This is a genomic window from Alcaligenes endophyticus (assembly GCF_026344035.1).
GTDB classification, from domain to species: Bacteria; Pseudomonadota; Gammaproteobacteria; order Burkholderiales; family Burkholderiaceae_B; genus Alcaligenes; species Alcaligenes endophyticus.
The window spans coordinates 894,844-910,293 of record NZ_JAPKND010000001.1; the positions used below are offsets into that span (position 1 = coordinate 894,844).

The window sequence follows — 15,450 nt, forward strand, 5'->3', positions numbered from 1 at the left end:
CAGCCCGACAGGCTACTTAATAGCTGTCGGGCTGGTGGGCTTCACTAACGATACACCCAATCGCGCACCAATAAGCTAATGCTAGGCACATAGCTAATTAACAGTAAGCACGCCACCACTACCAATACAAACGGTATCAGCGGCCGTATCAAACGCTCAAGGGAAATGCCCGCAACCGAGCAAGCAGCAAACAAGTTGACCCCAAACGGCGGCGTCACCATTCCCAAGGCCAAATTCACCACCATAATGATGCCAAAGTGCACAGGATCCACGCCAAACTGCATCGCCACAGGCAGTAATAAAGGCGCCAGCACCACAATAGAGGCAGAGGTCTCGATAAACATGCCTACTACGAACAGGGCGGCATTCACCCCCAGCAAGAAGGTTAATTGACTATCAAACAAGCCCCCTAACCAATGACCTAATGCACTAGGAATACCCGCCCGATTGAGTAAAAAGCCAAAAATAGAGGCATTGGCAATAATAAACATAATGACCGCGGTAGAGATCACAGAGCGGTGCAGGGTACGCCTTAAGACCTTGTGATCTAAACGTCGATATACAAAAGTGCCCACTAGCCACGCATACACCACGGCAATCGCAGAGGCTTCTGTGGGCGTAAATACGCCCCCGTATATACCCCCTAGAATAATAACGGGCATCAATAAAGCGAGCCATGCCTGCTTAAATGCTGGCCATAAAGGCATGCGATGTTGAGCGTCTAGCGTACCAAGTTGATGACGCCGCGCATATAACCACACGTAGAGCATCAAGGCACCACCGATTAACAAACCGGGACCAATACCCGCAATAAACAACTCACCTACCGAGGTGTCGGTGGAGACCGCAAATAAAATAAGGGGAATAGAAGGGGGGATAATTACCCCCAGCTCGGCACTGGTTGCCTGTAAAGAGGCGGCAAAAGGGCGCGGATAGCCGTGCTTGACCATAGCGGGAATCAAAATCGCCCCAACGGCAAAGGTGGTCGCAACGCTAGAGCCCGCGACCGCGGCAAAAATCATGCAGGTTAAAACGCAACTGCATGCCAATCCCCCTTGCATACCGCCCACAACGCTTTTGGCAAATTCCACCATGCGTTCAGAAATGCCGCCAGCCTCCATCAGGTTACCGGCCAATATAAAAAATGGCACTGCAACCAGAGGGTATTTATCCATGGACGCATACATTTGCTGCGCTAGCACTAGCATGGTCATACGACCATCCCAGTTAATTCCCACGATATTGGCCAAGCCTACCGACACCGCCACCGGCACGGTAATAACAAAGAACAATAGCATTGCCAGCAACATTAACTGAGACATGAATTAGGCTCCGCCAGAAACTTATAATTGAGTGTCATCAACCACTACAGGCTCAGGATTCTCTAGCCAGCGGGCGATAACTCCTACTATGGCTAAGACAGAGCCAATAGGAATTGCAATATAAATCCAAGAAATAGACCACCCGAGGCTAGGCATAGTCTGAAAGCGCACGCGCCAGCCCATTTGTATGCCCGCCCAAGTAAGGATGCCAAAAAAAAGTACCGTCAATACCAGCACCGTATGATCCAACCAACGTTGCTGGCGGCGCGTTAATACACCGCGCACCGCATCTACGCTTAACATAGCTCCTTGTCTAAAAGCCAAACACAAGCCCAGCATCACCGTCCAAATCAATGCTGCCCTTGACCAAGCTTCGCTCCAATCTGCCGGCGATTGCAGCACAAAACGAGCGATGACTTGGTAGAAAGCCGCCCCAACAGCAGAGACCAATAGCAATTGGGCCAGCCCCGACACGACACGCAACAGCCCCTGATCCAGAAAGCGTAGAAACCACATCCGCTACACTCCTTTATGGTGTATTGCGTATTGACTCAACCAGTTCTTGGCCAAACTGTTTGTAATACTGTGGGTAAACAGGCTCCACGGCTTGCGCAAAAGCGGCATGATCTACCGCATTGACCTGCATACCATCGGCTTTTACGGATTCAACACCACTTTGCTCAATATTATCGACATAGCCACGCATGGCCTGGGCGGCATCATGACCGGCTTTCAAAAAACGGTTTTTTTCTTCCTCGGATAAGCCGTCAAACACCATGGGTGACATTAACACTAGGGCTGGGCCATACACATGTGAGGTGAGCGACAAGTACTTTTGTAACTGCGGTAACTTAGCAGACACGATCACTGACAACGGATTTTCCTGCCCATCAATCGTCCCTTGCTGTAGGGCGGTAGCCACCTCGGGCCACGCCATAGGGGTAGCCAGTACACCCATTTCTCGGAAAGCAGCGATATGAATGGGGTTTTCCGTCGTGCGAATTTTTAGGCCTTTAGCATCCGAAGGAGTCACCACGGGACGGCTATTATTCGTTAAGTGACGGAAACCTTGCTCACCCCACGCCAAGGCCACTAGACCGCGTTTAGGGAACTCTGCCAGCAATTCTTGACCAATCTCGCCATCCAGCACGGCACGTGCGTGCGATAAGTCGCGAAACAAGAAGGGGATATCGAATACCCCCGTTTTAGGTACAAAGTTTAACGTCGCCCCTGTGGATACAATCGCTAAATCGATGGTGCCCAGTTGCAAACCCTCAATCACCTCGCGCTCTCCCCCTAAGGCACTATTAGGAAAAGCTTCGATCTTGTACTGTCCGCCGTCTTCTATACTAGCTGCAAAGGCATCTGCACCAGCACCGTAATGTGAACTGGTAGACAAAGCATAGGCAAGCTTAAGTGGCGTTTGCGCCAAGGCTGTCGTAGTGGTGAATAGGGAAGCTGCCAATAAAGCAAACAAACCATGTCGTAGGCGCATAATGTCTCCTTTGTGACCGTTATAAGACCTAAAACACTGTAAAACAGCCTGCATGGCAGCCATATAGGGGTTTTCGCCTGTCTCGCCTAATTACTCCTCCACGTACCAGGTGTCTTCCGACAACATCACTTGTTGATGACCATAGCCTGCAGGCATCATGGGGAAACAGTTTTCTTGCGCCTGCACTCGTACATCCAGGAAGTAAGGCCCATCGTAAGCCAAGCACTCTTGCAAGGCTGCGCTTAACTGCGCGGGATCAACCACTTGTGCTGCACCCCAGCCGAAGGCGCGCGCCAAGGCGACAAAGTCTGGTAGGGCCTCGTTATAGCTATGACTATAGCGGCCATCATGAATGAGCTCCTGCCACTGTCGCACCATACCCATATGTTCGTTATTACACAGCACCACTTTCACTGGGGTGCGATGCTGCACGGCGGTTGCAAGTTCTTGTATGTTCATCAATACCGAAGCATCGCCGCTCACACACACCACTGTTTTACCGGGATGGGCAATCTGCGCTCCTAGGGCGGCAGGTAAACCATAGCCCATGGTGCCAGCACCGCCTGAGGTTAACCAACGCCGTGGACGATCAAATTTTATATATTGTGCTGCCCACATTTGATGCTGCCCCACATCGGTAGACACAATGGCATCTTTGCCTTGCAACTGTGCATTCAGTTCCCACAGTAAGTGTTGCGGCAAAATATACTCGTTAGAAGGTTGCACTCGCAGACACTGCTGAGCGCGCCACACCTCAATCCGTTGCCACCAATCGCTCAGCGCGCCAGCCACTATGGTATGAGTGCTAAGTTCTTTACGCAGCGCCCGCAATAAAGGGTAGCAATCGCCTACTAAAGCAACATCAGCGCGCACAACCTTATCAATTGAGCCCGGGTCAATATCAATATGTATTTTGCTGGCATGAGGACAAAAATCGGACAAACGCCCGGTAATCCTGTCATCAAAACGAGCCCCTACACAGATGATTAAATCGGCATGGTGCATCGCAAGATTGGCTTCCAGCGTGCCATGCATGCCCAACATTCCTACAAACAAGTCGTCGCTAGCTGGGTAGGCCCCTAATCCCATTAAGGTCAGTGTGCACGGCGCCCCGATATCCTGAACCAGACTGGTAAAAGCATGGCAAGCATCTAGCCCTGAGTTAATTAAGCCGCCCCCCCCGTAAAATACAGGACGCTTCGCTTTGGCAATCAATGCAGCGGCACGTTTGACTGCCGTTTCTAAAACAGGAGCGCTTTGTACATCGCCACCGTTTTCAATACTATCGGCTGGCTCACGGCTCACCGTAGCGGGTACGGCGGCAATTTGTATGTCTTTGGGAAAATCCAATAAAACAGGTCCTGGCCTGCCTTCAGTACACAGCCTATACCCTTTCGCTGCTAGCGCGGCAACGTCTTCTACCCGGCGAATCTGGGCATTCCACTTGGTGACGGGACGCGAAATACCGATCGCGTCACACTCTTGAAAAGCGTCCGTACCGATAGCTGTTGTAGCCACTTGGCCACTAATACACAGTACTGGAATAGAGTCGCACAAGGCATCCAATAGGCCTGAGGTGGTGTTTGCCATGCCTGGGCCAGAGGTCACTAACACGACACCCGGCTTGCCTGTGCTACGCGCATAACCTTCGGCAGCATGCACCGCGGCTTGCTCGTGACGCACTAATATATGGCGTAGGCGAGATTCAGAATAAAGCGCATCATACAAAGGCAGCACAGCCCCTCCGGGATAACCAAAGATCGTGTCTACCCCAAGTTCCAGGAGGGTATCCAAGAACACTTGGGCTCCGTTACGAGCCGTCGAATCGTCTAACATATGTTTGTACACTCAATGTTTGTGGGTAACCATCTACATTCTATCCCTTTTTACAGGCACTCCAATGGTCACACGTCGCCAACCTTGGCATCTAGTAAAAGCCTCGACTCTTCATGGTAAGGGCGTTTTTGCCCTGCGTGATATTCCTGCTGGGACACGCATCCTGCAATATGCAGGCCGTCGCCTAACGTCCGAACAAGCAGATGCATTACATCCCGTGAATCCCGACGATCCATTTCACACCTTCTTTTTTGCCTTAAGCTCGGGGAAAATTATTGATGGCGGCCAGCGTGGAAACGATTCTCGCTGGATTAACCATTGCTGTGAACCCAACTGCGAAGGCCATGAGAACAGCGATGGGACGCGGGTCTATATCGTCGCGATGCGGGACATTGCTGCCGGGGAAGAGTTGCTCTATGACTACGGTCTGGTGATTGATGAAGATATCACCGCAGAGCTCAAGCAAAATTACCGATGCCTATGTGGCGTGCCTAGTTGTCGCGGCACCATGATCGCTGTACCCGAGCCTGATAATAAACGGGAGGCGGCCGCTCAGGAACTTCGAGCCGCCGCTGCCGAGCTACAAGCGGAACTGGATGCTGCCATGGCTCAAGCCAGCCATGCCCCCTTAAACACCACCAAGGATAAGCCAGGCGACAAAGCTAAGACTAAGAAGAAAGAGAAAAAAAACAAAAAAGATAAGGATAAAAAGACAAAAAGGAAGAAGGGTAAACAATAAAGCCCACGCTTAGGAACTACTAAACTCACCTGTTCAAACATCAAAAATTTGGGCTTGCATCAACTTTAATGCTTGGACGTACTCACTCTGATGCAGGCTCAAACGCCCCACTGGGCCGACAATAGCCAACGCTAGTACCTCATCACCTATTGCACCAGCAACCGCTAAAGCAGCCAAGTCTTCCCCCCCCTCGTTTTCAACCCAAGCCCACCCCTGTCGTCGAAACAAGGCTATTTGCTCTTGCAACTGGCCCAAATCCGTCCGAGTACCTGAGGCCACCTTTCGCAACGGCCTGAGTTGTAATTGCCGAAGCGCTTCCTCCGGACTACCGTACGCCAAAATTGCCTTGCCCAGAGCCGAGACATGCAAGCTCAACTTGTCGCTTCCAGCCCCTGTATACCGTAATGGGTGTCGCCCATCGCTAAAAACAATAACTTGCACAACACCATTAAGCACACGACCACACAAGATGCTTTCCCCAGTACGGTCACGCAACAACTCACAGGCCTCTTGCAAAGAACTCAGCACAGGATCTGTTGCACCGATCTGTCTAGCAATCGTTTGCAAACGCTCGGTGGGATAAAGCTTCCGAGACTTCACAGTACGTCTTAAAAAGCCGCATTGCAATAAGGTGTGAACCAAGTCCGAGCAACTGCTTTCGGGCAAACTCAATAAACGTGCCAGCTCCGAATTTGACAAAGGCCGCTTCTCACGGGCAAACACCTCAAATAAAGCCATCGCTCGCGCAGCAGCTGGAACTAAATTAGTAGACATACGCTCTCCGAAATATCGTAGAGATTTTATGCTTTTCTTTGCATGCATTGCTATAAAACACTGAAAACAAGGGAAAACCCCCGCCCAAATAAACGATATACCGAAGTAGACTACAGCATACCGTATATAAAAATCATTACTAGGAACCATGAAACCGAGTAAACCTACCCTTTTCGGCTTATCGAAAACACCTCCCGTTATGAACCTACTGATGAAACGCTGCCCTCAATGCGAGCAACTCAGCTTCCCTGCTAATGCTCCAGGTTGCGCAATGTGCGGCACCTGTCTTGCCAACAGTCCAATTGAGCCGCACTCAGGCGTCGGAATACTTAAAGGATTCATACGTTTGAACCTCCCTCTGACCACTGGGCTCCAGACTCCTGTATTGATTGGTGAACTTGAGCTGGCACCTGGCATAACACGGCAAGCGGTCTTAGACGTGATAGATCCCAACCTTCTGTACCCTGATCAAGCCTTACAAGCGATCGGTGTACCTAGCAACGAGCCGGATCATTACGACTGCGTTTTCAGAACGTCGAATAAGGAAGAATCATGAGCCTAGACTTAACCGCCCAGGGTGGTATTTACGTAGTCGGAATTGGTATGCATGCTTATCAATTTCCAAGCGATACGCCCTACACAGTCTTGGGACTCACCGCCGTACGCCAAGCCTTACAGGATGCCGCACTGAAGTGGAGTGACATACAGGCCGCCTATGTGGGTACCACCTCTTTAGGTATGGCGGCCGGCAAAGTCATGTTGCAACACTTAGGACCTAGCAACCTTGAGGTCGTACAAATAGAAAATGCGTCTGCCTCAGGCTCCTACGCCTTTCGACAAGCCTGTCTCGCCATTATTTCCGGCGCCCATGACACCGTTTTAGTTACGGGGATAGATAAGCATGGAAATGTAAGGCGGGCGGCTGACTATGATGGGCTCGAGCACTTAAGTAGTACAGAAACCATACCGGCTGTACATTTTGCTTTGCTCGCCCAAAAGTATCTGAAACAGCATAACTTACCCGTGGAAGCCATGGCTAAGGTCGCCGTAAAGAACCGCAAAAATGCCGCCCTTAACCCTTATGCACAACATCGACGTGAAAAAACCTTAGCAGAGGTGATGAGCTCAACATCCGTTGCAGGCGCTCTCACGGCACAGCAATGCTGCCCGCGCGGCGAAGGCGCATCGGCCGTCATTCTCATGTCAGGCAAAGCAATAGAACGTATGGGAATTTGCCCGGAACGTGCTATATGCGTACGCGCCTCAGTCGCGGCTAGCGAACAAATCAACCCGAATGTCGAGTGCTCCATCACAGAGCTCGTCAAGCAAACAGCATTCGATGCCTACAAGCAAGCCGGCATTGAACCAAAGGAGCTGGACTTACTTGAGCTACACGATGCTTTTTCAGTGGAAGAGCTCATTTATAGCGAGGCTATGGGTCTATGTGATATCGGCATGGGCTCGCATTACCTAGAACAGGGTCATTCTGCGATTGGCGGCCAATGCGCCATTAACGCATCCGGTGGTTTGATTGGAATGGGGCACCCCCTTGGACCCACAGGTATCGGCCAAATCGCTGAAATAACTCGTCAGCTAAGGGGTGAGGCAGGACCACGACAACACCCTAATCCCCGTATAGGTATGGCTCACATGATTGGATTGGGCTCAGTGGGCATTGCACACATTCTTAGCAAATCAGGAAACACATGAATATCGAAACCATTGGCACACTGACCTGGCAAGTAAAAAACAGCGTAGGAGTAATTCATCTCAATAGACCTGAGCGATTAAACGCTATTGGCTCAACCATGAAAGCCGATCTAGCCGAAGTATTTTTTAACCGAGCCAGAAATAACAGAAATGTAAAAGTTGTTGTTATTACAGGAACCGGAGATCGTGCATTCTGTGCAGGTGCTGACTTAAAAGAAAGAGTGGGAGAAAAAACAACCTCTCATCAATTCTTTTTTTCTCAAAAATCAACTCATGAGTTGATGCAAAAAATAGAGAATTTTGAAAAGCCTGTGATTGCAGCCATTAATGGGGTTGCATTAGGTGGCGGACTCGAAATAGCTCTTTGTTGTGACATTCGTATCGCCGCTGAGCATGCCAAATTCGGTTTACCTGAAGCAAAAATTAATATGGTTCCTGCAGCAGGTGGAACGCAAAGATTACCACGGGTTATTGGGGCATCCAGAGCGAAACAAATGCTTTTTTTAGCAGAGATGATTAGTGCAGAAGAAGCTCTAAAGCTGGGTTTGATTAGCAAAATAAGCAAAAAAGAAAATCTTATGAAGGTATCTATGGAAATGGCTACAAAGATTGCAAGCATGCCATCTATGGCTATTAGCCTAGGTAAAAAATGTGTGAATACAGGACTGCAAGTAGATTTGAATTCTGGTCTAGATTATGAGCGCTATGCAGCAAGTATTCTCATGGTGACGGAAGATAGAAAAGAAGGTATCAATGCTTTTGTCGAAAAGCGCGAACCCAATTTCATTGGAAAATAGAGAAAAAGATGAATCAACGATTACAAAATAAAGTGGCCCTTGTCACTGGGGCTGGGCAAGGGGTAGGACGGGCAATTTCTCTCGAGTTAGCACAAGATGGTGCGGCTGTTATCGTGAACGACTTATTTTCGGAGCGCTGTGATGAAGTTGCACAACTAATCATTGAAAATGGCGGAAGAGCCATTGCTGCACCGGCAGACATTACCAACATGGATCAGGTTGAGACCATGGTTCAAAACGCAGAAAAGACGTTCGGCTATATCAATGTGCTAGTCAATAATGCAGGAATAGTGCCAGAGCGTAGAGAAAAGGGTGGAAAAACTCCACGGTTTTTAGAAATGCCAATCACTGACTGGTCCAAGGTCATTGATCTAAATCTGTACGGTTCGCTGTATTGTAGTAAGTCAGTACTACCCAGAATGGTAGAGCACAAAGACGGAAAAATTATAAATATTATCTCCGAAGCTGGCCGAGTAGGAGAGGCTAACTTGGCTGTGTACTCAGCCGCTAAGGGAGCTATTGCAGCTTTCGGAAAAGCCTTAGCCAAAGAGCACGGTAGAGACTGTATAACAGTGAACTCCGTTGCATTGGGGGCTGTGTCACACGAAGGCATTATCAATGGGCCTTTACATCCAGATGCAACACCAGAAAACAATGAGGTTCTAAAACGAATGCTAAATTTTTACCCCTTAGCAAAAGGACTAGGACGTGTTTCTCGTCCAGAAGACATCTCTGGCCTCATCGCTTTTTTAGCCTCTGACAGATCACTATTTATCACAGGACAAACCATAGGAATTTCAGGTGGGTTCACAATGATTTGAATTACCTTATTCGTTACCAATTAATTTAAATCGGAACTACCTATTATGTATTTTGATATCGCTCAACTAGATTATAAAAAGTGTTACAAACTACTTGCCTCCACAGTAGTTCCTAGACCTATTGCCTGGGTAATCAGCTCAGATAAAAATGGGGTAATTAACGCTGCCCCTTTTTCTTTTTTTAACTTTTTCTCTGGATTTCCACCTGTTATTTGTTTAGGAGTTGGTTATAAAGACGGCAAGCCTAAGGACACTCTGTTTAACATAATGAATTCAGGAGAATTCATAATTAATATGGTTACTGAAAACCTAGCTGAAAAAATGAATGAAACAGCCTATCCATTTTCTTCGGATGTAGATGAGTTAAGAAAAACAGGACTGGACACGAAACAAGGAATAAAAATAAAACTGCCATTTATATCTGAAAGCCCCGTGGCTATAGAGTGTATAAAAAAAGAAATAATTAGTATAGACACAACTGCAAAATTAATAATAGGTCATGTAGTTGGAATACACATCAATGACGAAGCAATTACCGATCCAGAAAAGCTGTATATAAACACTGAAAAACTTAAGTTAATTGGTCGAATGGAAAGTCCAGGATGGTACATCAGGACAGAAGATAGATTCAAAATTAGATGAATTAAATCCGGAGAGACAAGATGAAAAGATGTTTAAGAACTGTCGTGATGGGAATAACCGCCTTAACCATGGCAATAACAGCAAGCGCGAGCACCCTGAATAAAGAAGAATGGCCACAAAAACCTATACGAATCATCGTACCATTCACCACAGGCGGCTCAGTAGACATCATGATGCGCGCCTTGGGCATGAAACTGAGTCAATCTCTTAAGCAATCAGTCATTATTGAAAATCGACCTGGAGCAGGGGGAGCAATAGGGACAACTTTAGTGGCCAACGCTAAGCCCGACGGCTATACACTTGCGGCAGGTACGACTGGAACCCATGTGGTTAACCCCCTAGTATTGAAAGATTTGAGCTATGACTCAGTGAGGGATTTCGAGCCTATTAGTTTGGTACAAACTGTACCGCTGGTACTAGCAATCAATCCCCAACTAAATGTCGTAACCTTTGCTGAGTTTATCGAGTTAGCCAAAAATCGCAGCCCAGACGCACCCATAACCATCGCTGCACCCAGCAATGCACACCATATCACTATCGCCCACTTAGCAGAAGTGACAGGCGCTTCTTTTCAAATAGTGCCATATAGCGGACCTGCACAATCGGTCACTGATGCTATTGGTGGTCATATAGATGCGGTACTCGATACCGGTATGGCTGTTGCTCCACATGATAAAAGTGGAGACCTAAAAATACTAGCTGTTGGCTCTTTAGAGCGCCTTCCCTTTCTTAAGAATACTCAAACCATATCCGAAATGGGTTACCCTGGTTTTGAGGCTATCGGCATCAATTCGTTATACGCGCCTGCTGGCACCGCTCCAGAAGTCATTCAAAGATTAAACAAAGAAATTAAAGAAATAATGGGCAGCCCAGACATTATTGAACTAGTCAACAATAGTGCTGGCCTAGTTGTCAGCAGCTCGCCCGATGAACTAGCTGCTTGGCAACACAAGCAAACCAAGGTTTGGAAAGAGCTTATAGAAAAAACTCAAATTCAGTTCTTCAACTAATTTCCTCTTTTCTCACTATGACACTTATTGATTTCTTTGATCGAGGCCTGAGCATCTCCAAAGGTACAAACTGCCTAAAAGAAGGCCCCTTGGCGTTGACTTATACACAAGTAGCGCAATGGAGTCATCAGATCGCTTGGGCACTCAACGCCTCATGCATCAACCGGCAAAGCACCATAGCCACCTATTCACCGAACAATATCTGGTGTTATGTCGCGATGTTAGGCATACAGCGCGCCGGGTGTATTTGGGTGCCGTTAAATGCACGTGCCTCTGTTGCCGATACCATTGCCCATCTCAATCGAACTGGAAGCTCTTGGCTGTTCTATCATACGGACTATCGTCATGAGATTGACGAGTTTTTTGCGCAAGTTCCTACCCTAAAAGGCGCAATAGCCATAAGCGATGCACACGTTCCCCCAACCCACTTAATAAACTGGGTAGATCAGGAATGTCTAAAGCCTTTTCCTTTGCCTGAACACGACCCCAGTAATGAAATATTCCGTATTACCTCCAGCGGGGGCACCACAGGCACACCTAAAGCCATTATTCACAGTCAAGTAGGCTGCACCACCAACGTCGCCACCTTTCTGTCCCTTTATAAATACACTGGACTGCCAAACTACTTACTTTGCATGCCGATGACACACTCGGCGGGTAGTATGAGCTTTCCTATTCTGGCTTTAGGGGGCACCATCCATATCATGGCCAAGCCTGATCTGGACATCATGCTAGAAATTATTGAACGCGAAACGATTCATTTTTTAGCCCTGACCCCCACTTCCCTTTATACCCTCTTAGCACGACCTGACATTCATGAGCGCGACTTTTCTTCCTTAAACTATTTGTTCATTGGTGCAGCGCCCTTGTCCGCTGATAAGCTCTCCTTCGCTCTGGATACATTTGGTCCTATCATCACGCAAAGCTATGGGCAAACAGAAGCCCCGACCGCATTAACGTGTATGCTGCCGCAAGATTATGTGGAGATCAAAAACACCCCCTCTTTACAACATCGCTTACTCAGTTGTGGACGCGCTACCCCTTTTGCCCGCATTGAAATCATGGACAGCGAGGGCAACCTTTTACCTATAGAAGAACGGGGGGAGATCGTCGTCCGCAGCGGCATGGTGATGCAAGGTTATATGAACGATGATAGCCTAGAGAACCCAAAAAAATTTGGTTGGCATCACACCGGCGATGTAGGCTACAAAGACTCCGAGGGCTTCGTTTATATCGTTGATCGCATACGCGACTTAATTATTACTGGGGGCTTCAACGTATTTCCGGCCGATGTAGAGCAAGTCATTTTGAGCCATCCTGCGGTACAAGACTGCGCCGTTATCGGTGTGCCCGATGACAAATGGGGGGAGTCGGTTAAAGCCATTGTCCAACTCAAGCCAAGGCACTCGGTCAGCGAAGAGCAGATCATTGAACTCTGCCGTGCGCACTTAGGCTCGGTGAAGAGCCCTAAGTCGGTAGACTTTTGGAGTCATCTACCCAAAAGCGCAGTCGGCAAAGTGCTTAAAAAAGAGATCAAAAGCGTCGTCTTGCAAAAGCTTAATAAAACGTAATAAACGCCTACTGAAACGCCGTCTCCAGAAAGCTGCGTAGCTTACGCGAGTGCAGGCGCTCACGTGGCATATCACGTAACAGCTCTAGCGCACGGATACCTATATGCAAGTGTTGCCCCACCTGCTTGCTATAAAAATCACTGGCCATACCTGGTAGCTTCAACTCACCATGTAAAGGCTTATCAGATACGCAGAGCAAGGTGCCGTAGGGAACCCGGAAACGAAACCCATTAGCGGCGATAGTGGCAGACTCCATATCTAAGGCGATCGCCCGCGATTGGGACAATCGCCGCACCGGCTCATGATGATCGCGTAGCTCCCAGTTGCGGTTATCGATGGAGGCCACCGTTCCAGTACGCATAATGCGCTTTAACTCCCAGCCGTTTAAGCCCGCCACTTGGGCAACCGCTTGCTCAAGCGCCACTTGAATCTCGGCTAAAGGAGGAATCGGTACCCACGTAGGTAAGTCGGCATCTAAGACGTGGTCTTCACGCACATAGCCATGCGCCAGAACATAGTCGCCCAAGCGCTGCGTAGTACGTAAGCCAGCACAATGCCCGAGCATTAGCCAAGCCGAGGGACGTAACACAGCAACGTGATCAGTAATGGTTTTGGCATTAGAAGGCCCTACACCGATATTGATCAAGGTAATGCCACTATGGTTATCGCGTCGCAAATGATAAGACGGCATCTGCGGCGCCCGCCTCAGTGGGGTGCCTTGGGTAACGGCGTTCGGGCCAGCAGGAGTAATAATGTTGCCTGGTTCTACTAAATCTATATAGCCTTGCTGATCCTCTGCCAACACGTCGCGGGCCCATTGACAGAACTCATCGACATAAAACTGATAGTTAGTAAATAACACAAAGTTCTGAAAGTGCTCGGGCCGTGTTGCCGAATAATGCTGTAAGCGATACAAAGAGTAATCCACACGCGGGGCGGTGAACGGTGCTAAGGGTAAGGGCTCGTTGCCTTTACGCTCCCAGGTGCCATTCACAATGGCATCATCCATAACCGCTAAATCGGGTACATCGAAGTGGTCCCGTAAGGTATCTCCTGGCGACTCAGGAATAATCCCAGTGGCTATCTGCTGATCACTAATTAACGCAAAATGCAGCGGGATAGGTACCTCTGATTCACCAATTTCGACGGGTACGCCATGATTGCGCAAAAGCAACTCAATTTGATCACGAAAATAATCGTAATACAGCGTAGGGGCGGTCACCGTGGTCATATATAGCCCAGGCTCCACCACATGACCGTACGATAAACGGCTATCTACTTCTTGGTAGGTATCGACGGCAACCCGTATGGCAGGATAACAAGCGCGATAACGTTGCCCTTTTGGGTAACCCTGAGTCAGACATTGCGCAAACGCCTCACGCAAATAAGCAATGTTGCGATCGTAAATCGCCACTAATTGCTCAACCGCTTCGGTGGCATTCAAATAACCTTTAAATGCAATGGCCTCAGGCTGATTGATAGTACGTGTAGAGCTGGGTAATTCAAACATGCACAGATCCTGGATAAACAAAGCTGGCCTTTATTCTACGCACAAGATACGACAATAGTTACTACATCGGTCTAGAAAAGCAGTTCCAATTAACCACAGTAAAAGATCAGCCTGCCCCTTACTCGTGCGTCATTTACACCTATCCAGCATCTCAGGGCTATCGCATAATGTGCAACTCCGCTACTTATCGGTATAGGTTATTCAGTGAGTCACACTCTTAGCGCTGTTTTCCCTGTTTTTGCTCTGATTTTTTTAGGCTTTGGCGTCTCTCGACTGGGCGTACTAGGTCCCCATGCGATTGATTCCCTGAATCGATTCGTGGTGTATCTGGCCTTACCCGCGGTACTGTTTCGTTCCATGGCTGCCATTACACCAGAACAAGCCAGCCAACATGGCTATTTATATGCTTCAGTATTGGCGATTGCCATTGTTTACCTCGTAGCATGGGTATTTGCTCGAAGGCAAAACAAAGATATCAATACTATTGCGCTAGAAGCGCTCAGTGCCTCATATGCCAACTCAGGCTATATGGGCTTGCCCTTGTGTGTCATGCTTTTAGGGCCTGACAGTATCCCGGCGGTGGCTTTAGCAATACTAATGACAGCCTGTTTACTCTTTGCCTGCACCTTGGCGATTATGGAGTTTTCTCGTAATCGGCATGGTTCTATTTGGAGCACAGCACAAAAGGTAGGGCTCTCGCTAGCAAAAAATCCTTTGGTGATTGCGCCGATTGCTGGGGGGCTCTACGCACTACTAGGCCTAAAGTTGCCTACAGCCATTGATCGTACAGCCGAACTGCTCAGCTTAGCCGCTAGCCCCTGCGCCTTAGTGTGCATAGGCTTGTTTCTGGCCCAGCCACAGCAAGCAGGGCAAGTGCCAAATAAAATCTTGGTGCGTATTTTGGCGCTTAAGTTAATACTTCACCCCATGGTGACCGCAATACTCGTGTTCTGGGTTTTTGATATGGATCCATTGTGGGCAAAAGTGGCCGTTTTACTGGCCGCCTTACCTATAGGAACCGGCCCCTTCATGTTAGCGACCTTGTTTGAGCGGGATGCAGCTGTTGTATCTAAGGCAATTTTGTACTCAACCTTAGTCTCTATTTTGAGCGTCTCCGTCATTGCTAAATGGCTGTAAGTCACGTCATATGTCTTATACAAGACATCCCCAAAACACCAGATACAAAAAGTATGTATACTTATTATTTAAAGTATATGATGTTG

Annotated in this window: 14 protein-coding genes and 1 pseudogene; 9 read left to right on the plus strand and 6 right to left on the minus strand. The window is 48.3% G+C overall.

Annotated features, from left to right (window positions below):
- Positions 1-44 precede the first annotated feature (44 nt).
- From OSH01_RS04115 to ilvB, 4 genes are all read right to left on the minus strand, one after another.
- Positions 45-1,322, minus strand: coding sequence for a TRAP transporter large permease (locus OSH01_RS04115; RefSeq protein ID WP_266122775.1), 1,278 nt, complete (start codon positions 1,320-1,322; stop codon positions 45-47).
- A gap of 21 nt (positions 1,323-1,343) precedes the next feature.
- The gene (locus OSH01_RS04120) at positions 1,344-1,838 is read right to left on the minus strand and encodes a TRAP transporter small permease (RefSeq protein WP_266122776.1); all 495 of its coding nucleotides are present in this window, start codon (positions 1,836-1,838) and stop codon (positions 1,344-1,346) included.
- 13 nt (positions 1,839-1,851) lie between these two features.
- Entirely contained in the window at positions 1,852-2,817 is a 966-nt protein-coding gene (locus OSH01_RS04125) for a TRAP transporter substrate-binding protein (protein ID WP_266122777.1), read from the minus strand.
- A gap of 90 nt (positions 2,818-2,907) precedes the next feature.
- Positions 2,908-4,653 (minus strand): biosynthetic-type acetolactate synthase large subunit, encoded by a 1,746-nt coding sequence (gene ilvB, locus OSH01_RS04130; protein ID WP_266122778.1) that lies wholly within the window; start codon positions 4,651-4,653, stop codon positions 2,908-2,910.
- Positions 4,654-4,717: 64 nt separating this feature from the next.
- Here ilvB and OSH01_RS04135 point away from each other — a divergent pair.
- Positions 4,718-5,212, plus strand: a pseudogene (locus OSH01_RS04135) (SET domain-containing protein); the annotation flags it as partial.
- Positions 5,213-5,425: 213 nt separating this feature from the next.
- On the opposite strand, the gene OSH01_RS04140 reads toward OSH01_RS04135, so the two are convergent.
- Positions 5,426-6,166: an IclR family transcriptional regulator gene (locus OSH01_RS04140; protein ID WP_266122780.1), complete on the minus strand. Its 741-nt coding sequence runs from the start codon at positions 6,164-6,166 to the stop codon at positions 5,426-5,428.
- Positions 6,167-6,314: 148 nt separating this feature from the next.
- On the opposite strand from OSH01_RS04140, the gene OSH01_RS04145 reads away from it, so the two are divergent.
- The 7 genes from OSH01_RS04145 to OSH01_RS04175 all read left to right on the plus strand — a co-directional run bounded on the left by OSH01_RS04145 (position 6,315) and on the right by OSH01_RS04175 (position 12,717).
- Positions 6,315-6,722: a PhlB family protein gene (locus OSH01_RS04145; protein ID WP_266122781.1), complete on the plus strand. Its 408-nt coding sequence runs from the start codon at positions 6,315-6,317 to the stop codon at positions 6,720-6,722.
- Positions 6,719-7,876 (plus strand): thiolase family protein, encoded by a 1,158-nt coding sequence (locus OSH01_RS04150; protein WP_266122782.1) that lies wholly within the window; start codon positions 6,719-6,721, stop codon positions 7,874-7,876. The genes OSH01_RS04145 and OSH01_RS04150 overlap by 4 nt, the downstream gene beginning before the upstream one ends.
- Positions 7,873-8,673, plus strand: coding sequence for an enoyl-CoA hydratase/isomerase family protein (locus tag OSH01_RS04155; RefSeq protein WP_266122783.1), 801 nt, complete (start codon positions 7,873-7,875; stop codon positions 8,671-8,673). The genes OSH01_RS04150 and OSH01_RS04155 overlap by 4 nt, the downstream gene beginning before the upstream one ends.
- A gap of 8 nt (positions 8,674-8,681) precedes the next feature.
- Positions 8,682-9,494 (plus strand): SDR family NAD(P)-dependent oxidoreductase, encoded by an 813-nt coding sequence (locus tag OSH01_RS04160; RefSeq protein ID WP_266122784.1) that lies wholly within the window; start codon positions 8,682-8,684, stop codon positions 9,492-9,494.
- A gap of 45 nt (positions 9,495-9,539) precedes the next feature.
- Positions 9,540-10,136, plus strand: coding sequence for a flavin reductase family protein (locus OSH01_RS04165; protein ID WP_266122785.1), 597 nt, complete (start codon positions 9,540-9,542; stop codon positions 10,134-10,136).
- A gap of 20 nt (positions 10,137-10,156) precedes the next feature.
- Positions 10,157-11,146 (plus strand): Bug family tripartite tricarboxylate transporter substrate binding protein, encoded by a 990-nt coding sequence (locus OSH01_RS04170; RefSeq protein WP_266122786.1) that lies wholly within the window; start codon positions 10,157-10,159, stop codon positions 11,144-11,146.
- Between the two features lie 89 nt (positions 11,147-11,235).
- Positions 11,236-12,717, plus strand: coding sequence for a class I adenylate-forming enzyme family protein (locus OSH01_RS04175; RefSeq protein WP_266122787.1), 1,482 nt, complete (start codon positions 11,236-11,238; stop codon positions 12,715-12,717).
- Positions 12,718-12,724: 7 nt separating this feature from the next.
- On the opposite strand, the gene OSH01_RS04180 is transcribed toward OSH01_RS04175, so the two are convergent.
- The gene (locus OSH01_RS04180) at positions 12,725-14,227 is read right to left on the minus strand and encodes an AMP nucleosidase (RefSeq protein WP_266122788.1); all 1,503 of its coding nucleotides are present in this window, start codon (positions 14,225-14,227) and stop codon (positions 12,725-12,727) included.
- Between the two features lie 204 nt (positions 14,228-14,431).
- On the opposite strand from OSH01_RS04180, the gene OSH01_RS04185 reads away from it, so the two are divergent.
- On the plus strand, positions 14,432-15,364 hold the full coding sequence (locus OSH01_RS04185; RefSeq protein ID WP_266122789.1) for an AEC family transporter: 933 nt from the start codon (positions 14,432-14,434) through the stop codon (positions 15,362-15,364).
- Positions 15,365-15,450 lie beyond the last annotated feature (86 nt).